This is a genomic window from Streptosporangium minutum (genome assembly GCF_002149035.1).
GTDB classification, from domain to species: Bacteria; Actinomycetota; Actinomycetes; order Streptosporangiales; family Streptosporangiaceae; genus Streptosporangium; species Streptosporangium minutum.
The window spans coordinates 22761-30290 of the sequence record NZ_NGFP01000103.1; the positions used below are offsets into that span (position 1 = coordinate 22761).

The following is a 7530-nucleotide window of genomic DNA, read 5'->3' on the forward strand; positions in this document are numbered from 1 at the left end:
GCTCACACCTGCTCGCCCGGCACGTCGCGGCTCTCCGCCCCGTCCCGCTCCGGCGGCACGTCGTGACCGAGACCGCCGCCGAGATAGGCGGCCTGCACGTCGGGGTCGTCGAGCAGATCGGCGGCGGGCGCGCTCTTGACCACCTTCCCGGTCTCCAGCACATAGGCCCGGTGGGCGAGCTTCAGCGCCTGCTGGGCGTTCTGCTCCACCAGCAGCACCGTGGTGCCCCGGCGGTTGATCTCCTCAATGATGGAGAAGATCTGCTGCACCATCAGCGGCGCCAGGCCCATCGACGGCTCGTCCAGCAGCAGCACCTTCGGCTTGGCCATCAGCGCGCGGCCGATGGCCAGCATCTGCTGCTCACCGCCCGACATCGTGCCGCCCATCTGCGTCCTGCGCTCGGCCAGGCGCGGGAACAGCTCGAAGACCTCCGCCAGGTCGGCGCTGAAGTCCCCGGAGCGCGTGTAGGCGCCCATGAGGAGGTTGTCGTACACCGTCATGCCGGGGAAGACGCCCCGGCCCTCGGGCGCCTGCCCCAGGCCCGCCATGACCCGCTTGTGGCCGGGCAGCTTGCTGATGTCCTGGCCGTCGAAGGTGATGGTGCCCGACGACAGACCGCGCAGGCCCGAGATCGTCTTCAGGGTCGTGGTCTTGCCCGCCCCGTTCGCTCCGATGAGCGTGACGATCTCGCCCTCGTTCACCTCGACCGAGATGCCCTTGAGCGCCGCGATCTTTCCGTAGTGGACATGGATGTCCTTGATCTCAAGAAGCATCTGCGGGAGCCCCCAAATACGCCTCGACGACCCGGGGGTCGTTCCGCACCTCGTCCGGCAGACCGTCAGCGATCTTCTGGCCGAAGTCCAGCACCGCGATGCGGTCGCTGATGCCCATGATGAGGCTCATGTCGTGCTCGATGATCAGAATCGTCCGGCCGGCGTCCCGGATGTCCCGGATCAACTGCTGCAGCGCCACCTTCTCCGCCGGGTTCATACCGGCGGCCGGCTCGTCCAGCAGCAGCAGCTTCGGCTGGGTCGCCAGCGCGCGGGCGATCTCCAGCCGGCGCTGGTCACCGTAGGGCAGGTTCTTCGCGTGGTCGTCGGCGCGGTGGGAGATGCCGACGAAGTCGAGCAGCTCCATCGCCAGCGCGCGGCCCTCACGCTCGGCCTTGCGGTGCCAGGGAAGCCCCAGCGCCACGCTGACCATGCCCGAGCGGTGATGCGCGTCCGCGCCCACCATGACGTTCTCGATGGCCGTCATGTTGTGGAACAGCCGGATGTTCTGGAACGTGCGGGCGACCCCCCGCTTGGTGATCTTGAAGCGCTTGACGCCGCTGATCTTCTCATCCTCGAAGCGGACCTGCCCCTCCGTCGGCTGGTAGACACCGGTGATCACGTTGAAGATCGTGGTCTTGCCGGCGCCGTTCGGGCCGATGAGTGCGAAGATCTCCCCCTCGTTGATGCTGAAACTGACATCCTTCAGCGCCGTGACGCCGCCGAAGCGCATCACGACCCCCTGCAGCTCCAGCAGCGGGCGGGCACTGCGCTCCTGGCCGGTCCCTGCGCTCACCTCGGCGCTCACTTGGAGGCCACCTCCTCACCACGCGACTCCGGCCCGGGCACCTCGGCGCCGAGCGTTCCCATCCCGCCTGTTCCCTCTTTCAGCTCCGCCTTGCGTTGACGCGACGGCAGCAACCCCTCAGGCCGGAAGATCATCAGCGCCACGAGCACCGCGCCGAAGATCAGCATGCGGTACTCCTGCAGGCCGCGGAAGCGCTCGGGCAGCCACGCCACCACGAACGCACCCAGCATGACGCCCGGCAGGTTGCCCGCGCCGCCCATGACCACCGCGGCCAGGATCGTCGCCGACAGCAGGAACTGGAAGTCGTTCGGGTTGAGCGAGATGACCTTGGAGGCCCACAGCACGCCCATCGCGCCGCCGATCGAGGCGCCGATGGCGAACGCCAGCATCTTGAACCGGAACGTCGGCACGCCCATGACCTCGGCCGCGTCCTCGTCCTCGCGGATCGCCGCCCACGCGCGCCCGACCCGGCTCTTCTCCCAGCGCTTGACCAGGATGATCACGATGACGGCCAGCGCGACCAGCAGGTAGTAGTAGGGCCGCGGGTCCAGCACGCCGTACTTGAAGATCTTCACCCCGAGGAGCTCGTAGACGTCGACGCCGAAGATGTTCAGCTCGTCGATGCTCGGGGGGTGCGGGATGCCGCGGATGCCGTTGGGGCCGCCGATGGCGTCGGTGTTGCGGGCGGTGATACGGATGATCTCACCGAAGCCCAGCGTGACGATCGCCAGATAGTCGCCGCGCAACCGCAGCGTCGGCCCGCCCAGGGTGATGCCCGACAGGGCGCAGATCCCGATGCCCACCACCAGGATCAGCCAGAAGTTCCAGCCGAGCTTGGTGCCGATCAACGCCATCGCGTAACCGCCCACGGCGTAGAACGCGACGAAGCCGAGATCCAGCAGGCCCGCCTGCCCGACGACCACGTTCAGGCCGATGGCCAGAACCACATAGGTGCCGATCGGGAAGAACAGGATGCTCGCCCAGTCGGTGTAGGGCGACATGAAGCCGCCGATGCTCTCCGACGGCAGCAGCAGGGCTCCGATGATCAGAGCCACGTAGAGGATCCATCGCTGCCAGCCGGGCGTGTTCAGCCAGCGATCGTGCATGTTGTCGCCGTACTGACCGAGCCGGTGACGGATGCCTGCCAGGGAATTCTTCTGGTTCATGCGCGCGCCTGCTGGAGTGATTCACCGAGAATTCCGGTGGGGCGGAACATCAGGACCAAGACGAGGATGGTGAAGGAGATCACGTGCTTCCAGTCGGAGCCGAAGAAGATGGCTCCGTAGTTCTCCACCAGACCGAGCATGACTCCGCCGACCAGGGCCCCACGCAGGTTACCGATGCCGCCCAGAACCGCCGCGGTGAACGCCTTGATGCCGAAGAGGAATCCGATGTAGTAGTTCGTGTTCTCATACGAGATCAGATAGAGCGCACCGGCCACGCCGGCCATGCCACCGCCGATGAGGAACGTCATCCGGACGATCTTGTTGATGTCGACGCCCATCAGGACGGCCGCCTCGGGGTTCTGCGCGGTGGCGCGGATACCACGGCCGATCTTCGTGCGGTTCACGAGCGCGTCAAGGGCGATCATCATGCCGATCGCCGCCACGATCACCAGCACCTGGTCGACGCGGACCGAGTGACCGAAGATCGAGAAAAGCTCGGTCCGCTCCATCAGCCGGGGCAGGCCCATCTGGATACGGCCCTGCTGCGGACGGTTGAAGACCTCCGGGATCACCAGCAGGGCGAACAGCTCCTGCAGGAAGATCGAGGCGCCGATCGCGGAGATCAGAGCCGCGAGCCGGGAGGCCCCGCGCTTGCGCAGCGGCCGGTAGGCGATCTGCTCCAGGGCGATCGCGGTGCCCGCGGAGGCCAGCATGCCGGCCAGGATCATCGCGATGATCACGCCCACCAGGGCGATACCCGTGAGCGCCGAGTTGATGCCGAGCACGAAGGGGACGAACATCGCCCCGAAGGTTCCGATCATGAACACTTCGGAGTGCGCAAAGTTGATCAGCCGTAGCACGCCGTACACCATGGTGTAACCGAGTGCGATCAGGGCGTAAATCGATCCGAAGGCCAAGCCGTCAATCGTGGCCGGCCAGAACTGGTTGATGAAGTCATTGAGCACTAGGGGTTACCACTTCTAGCGGGGGTCGCCTGCACTGTCGATAGCACACCGCTCCCAGCAGGGCCTCGTGGACGCTCTGGAAGAACACGAGGAGCGGGAACCCGTCGCGGAGTTCCCGCTCCCGCGCGTCGACTGCCTACTGTTCTCGAGGCCGCGACTAGCTCAGCTTGGCCTCGGCGGCCTTGCCGAGCAGCGTGATGGCGCCGTCCTTGACCTGGTACATGTAGATGTCCTTGGCCTCGACCTCGCCGTTGGGCCCGAACTTCACCTGCTTGGAGACACCGGCCAGGTCAACGGTCCCGATGAAGGTGTTGATCTTGTCGGGGGTGGTGTTCCCGGCCTTGACGGCCTCGATGAAGACCGTCGCCGCGTCGTAGCCCTCGGCCGCGTAGATCGACGGGTCGGCGCTGAAGGCGGCCTTGTAGGCGTCGGCGAAGCCCTTCACCTTGGCGTCGGTGACGTCCGGCGTGGCGATGTAGCACGGGCAACCGACGAGGGCGCCCTCGGCGTTCGGAGCGCCCGCGCCGTCGATCAGGCCCCTGTCCAGCGAGCCGTCACCGGAGAAGAACTTCGCGTCCTTCACACCCTTGTCACGGAGCTGCTTGAGCAGGTTGCCGGCCGCGGCGTAGTAACCACCGAAGAAGATCGCGTCCGGCTTGGCCGCGGCGACCTTGTTGACCACCGAGGAGAAGTCGCTCTCCGCCGGGTCGAGCGAGTCGTCGACGACCTTGGCGCCCTTGGTGGTGAGCTGGGCGCGGACCGCGTCGGCCAGGGGCTTGCCGTACTCCGACTTGTCGTCGATCACGAAGACGTTCTTCGCGGCGGCGGCGCCCGCGATGAAGTCCGCGATGCCGGGACCCTGGACGCTGTCGTTCGGCAGAATGCGGTGCCAGAACTTCCAGCCGTTCTCGGCGAGCTTGGTGTTGGTCGCCGAGGCGGTGATGCTGGGGATCTCCGCCTCCTCAAGCACCGGGCCCACCTGGGCCGACTCACCCGAGAACGCGGGGCCGATCATGCTGGCGACCTTGTCGGTCTTGATGGCCTGCTGGGCCAGCGCGACGGCCTTGGAGGGGTCGCCCTGGCTGTCGTACTCCACCAGCTCGACCTTCACGGCCGGGTTGGTCTTGTTGTACTCGTCGATGACGAGCTTCGCACCGTTCCTCGGCGGGATGACGATGCCGGCGTTGGGGCCGGTCAGGTCACCCATGAAGCCGATCTTGACGGTGCTGGAAGCGGCAGCGCTGGAGCCGCCGTCCGCCGGCTTGGCCTCCGTGCCGCCGTCACCACAGGCAGCGAGACCGAGGGTGAGCGCCACACCGGCAGCGAGCACGCCACCGAGGCGAGCAGTCTTAGGCCGCAAGGTTGCCTTCCTTTCACCCGGTCCCGTGGTGGGGCCGAGTTCACAGATGCCCTCCCCTGACGGAGCGGCCAGGGGGTTGTGTCGGTTAGTACAGCCAGCGGATGTTACGGGTCGATACAGTAAGGCCCTCCGTTATCGTTTCGTTACAACACCGATCCTTTTCGGCTACCAGCGGCAAAAGCAATGGTCACTGGCAGCCTGACGCCCTCTCAATGATCACTCCGAGTACGCGAAAGCCCACGCATCTCCCTTGACTCAAGGCGATGCGCGGGCTTGTCAAGAAGCAGACCGGGTGCCGTACGGCGCGGCGGAACGCGGCGGGCGGCCCTCCCTCAGGCCTCCTCGGCCTCAGGCGGGCCAGGCGTCCCGTCCACCACGATCTGCGCCACCTGACGCATGCTCAACCTGCGGTCCATCGAGGCCTTCTGGATCCACCGGAACGCCTGCGGCTCGCTCCAGCCGTGCTGCTCCATGAGCCGCCCCTTGGCCCGCTCGACCAGCTTGCGCGTCTCCAGCCGCTCCGAGAGTGTCCCGACCTCCCGCTCCAGCGCGGCGATCTCCTCGTGCCTGCTGACCGCCATCTCGATCGCCGGGACGAGGTCGGACTTGGTGAACGGCTTGACCAGATAGGCCATCGCCCCGGCGTCCCTGGCCCGCTCGACCAGATCCCGCTGCGAGAAGGCGGTGAGGATCAGGCACGGCGCGATCCGCTGCGACACGATCTGCTCGGCGGCCGAGATCCCGTCCAGGATGGGCATCTTCACATCCAGGATCACCAGATCCGGCCGCTGTTCCAGCGCCAGCTTGACCGCGGCCTCCCCGTCCCCCGCCTCACCGACGACGGCATATCCGTCTTCTTCCAGCATCTCCTTGAGATCGAGGCGGATCAGCGCCTCGTCTTCCGCGATCACTACTCGCCGCTGCGTACTCACGAGCAAGAGAGTACCGATGTCCGCTAGATTAGGACCACGCCGGTGCCTGCGACTGATCCAGTTCTGGGTAAGCTCGTCACCGGCAGACACAATCCGGACAGATCCGGAAATATCAGCCGGAATGGCGAAATGGCATACGCGGACGCCTCAAAAGCGTCTACCCGAAAGGGTGTGCGGGTTCGAGTCCCGCTTCCGGCACCCATCCCGCAGAGACCTTCACCCCTGCACGACTCGCTCTTTCCCCCCAATCACCGCTCACCTTCTGTAGTAGGACGAGAACTGTCGGTGACCCTTGGCATGGTTACTTCATGCACCCCCGCGAAACCGTTGACCGTGCCCTCCGGCTCTCCGCACAGGGCCTCATAGACCGTCAAGTCGCCGAACTCTGCGGCGTATCTCTCAGCGCCGTGCAGAAATGGCGGGCGGGGACACGCCGCACCAGCGAGGACGAGGACATCAGAAGGCACCGTTCATGTCCTCGCTGCCATGGGCGGGCGCTCGACTCCGAGGCCTACGCCTACCTACTCGGGCTCTACCTCGGCGACGGCCACATCCTGCTGTGTAAAAAAGGCGTCTATCAACTCTCACTGGCATGCTGTGACACCTGGCCGGGATTGATAGAGGCCGCAGCAGACACCATGGCAATAGTTATGCCCACCTCATCCGTCAGCCGCCGCCGGCACCCGGGCTGCACCGAGGTCAAGAGCTACTCCAAGCATTGGGCCTGTCTGTTCCCTCAACACGGCCCCGGACGGAAGCATGAACGTGAGATCACGCTGGATAAATGGCAGCGGGAGATCATCGAGGTCCACCCGGGCCGCTTCGTCCGGGGGCTGATGCACTCGGACGGCTATCGCGGGACGAACCGGGTCCGTCGGCACTTCAACGGAAGTGACCACTGGTACGAATACCCGCGCTACCTCTTCGTGAACGAGTCCCAGGACATCCTGAAGCTCTGCGAGGAGGCACTTGATCTGCTGGATGTGGCATGGCGCCGCTCCAAGCCCAACACCGTCTCGGTGGCCAGGCGGGAGGCGGTCGAGCGGCTGGACGAGTTCGTGGGGCCGAAGTACTGACGGGCCGGTGGGGGCGCAGGTGCCGGGGCGGGGGTCGAGTAGGTTCCTGGGGAGGAGCGAGTCGGGAGTTGACGGCATGGGTGAGCGGTGAGGGGCGCCGAGGAGGATCGCGGCGGTGTCGTGGTGAGCTTCCCCGGCGGGCTCCGGCTGAGTGGGCACGGCCTGGTGCTCCGGGAGTGGGGCGACGGGGATCTGCCGGCGATGGTGGAGCTGTTCGACGACCCCGAGGTGGCCTACTGGACGCCGCTGGTCTCGCCGTTCGACCTGAACGCCGCGCAGGTCTACCTCAAGAGGGCCCGGGAGCGACGGACGGCCGGGCAGCGGGTCCAGCTCGCCATCACCGTCGACGGCCGGGATCCCATGGGTGAGGTCCTGCTGATGCTGACCGGGCCGGGCCTGGACGTCGCGGAGATCGGCTACGTCGTGGGGGCCGCGCATCGGGGGCGGCCGAGC

The 7530-nt window shown here is 66.4% G+C and carries 8 protein-coding genes and 1 tRNA gene; 3 read left to right on the top strand and 6 right to left on the bottom strand.

Features of this window, described 5'->3' with window-relative positions; all coding sequences use genetic code 11:
• Positions 1–2 precede the first annotated feature (2 nt).
• The 6 genes from CA984_RS22100 to CA984_RS22125 form a co-directional block, all read right to left on the bottom strand.
• Positions 3–773, bottom strand: coding sequence for an ABC transporter ATP-binding protein (locus CA984_RS22100; RefSeq protein ID WP_086575395.1), 771 nt, complete (start codon positions 771–773; stop codon positions 3–5).
• On the bottom strand, positions 763–1578 hold the full coding sequence (locus tag CA984_RS22105; RefSeq protein ID WP_278249054.1) for an ABC transporter ATP-binding protein: 816 nt from the start codon (positions 1576–1578) through the stop codon (positions 763–765). Before CA984_RS22105 ends, CA984_RS22100 begins: the two co-directional genes overlap by 11 nt.
• On the bottom strand, positions 1575–2744 hold the full coding sequence (locus CA984_RS22110) for a branched-chain amino acid ABC transporter permease (protein ID WP_086575398.1): 1170 nt from the start codon (positions 2742–2744) through the stop codon (positions 1575–1577). Before CA984_RS22110 ends, CA984_RS22105 begins: the two co-directional genes overlap by 4 nt.
• Entirely contained in the window at positions 2741–3709 is a 969-nt protein-coding gene (locus tag CA984_RS22115) for a branched-chain amino acid ABC transporter permease (RefSeq protein ID WP_086575401.1), read from the bottom strand. The genes CA984_RS22110 and CA984_RS22115 overlap by 4 nt, the downstream gene beginning before the upstream one ends.
• A 157-nt stretch (positions 3710–3866) precedes the next feature.
• On the bottom strand, positions 3867–5039 hold the full coding sequence (locus CA984_RS22120; RefSeq protein WP_242676096.1) for a branched-chain amino acid ABC transporter substrate-binding protein: 1173 nt from the start codon (positions 5037–5039) through the stop codon (positions 3867–3869).
• A gap of 362 nt (positions 5040–5401) precedes the next feature.
• Complete coding sequence (locus CA984_RS22125; RefSeq protein ID WP_086575413.1) at positions 5402–6001, bottom strand: ANTAR domain-containing response regulator; 600 nt, start codon at positions 5999–6001, stop codon at positions 5402–5404.
• A gap of 115 nt (positions 6002–6116) precedes the next feature.
• Between CA984_RS22125 and CA984_RS22130 the strand changes: the two genes are divergently transcribed.
• From CA984_RS22130 to CA984_RS22140, 3 genes are all read left to right on the top strand, one after another.
• Positions 6117–6199, top strand: a tRNA-Leu gene (locus tag CA984_RS22130).
• A gap of 110 nt (positions 6200–6309) precedes the next feature.
• A complete protein-coding gene (locus tag CA984_RS22135) occupies positions 6310–7077 on the top strand; it encodes a helix-turn-helix domain-containing protein (protein WP_086575405.1) in 768 nt (255 codons plus the stop codon).
• A gap of 87 nt (positions 7078–7164) precedes the next feature.
• The coding region (locus tag CA984_RS22140; protein WP_242676097.1) for a GNAT family N-acetyltransferase at positions 7165–7530 on the top strand (366 nt) is incomplete at its 3' end.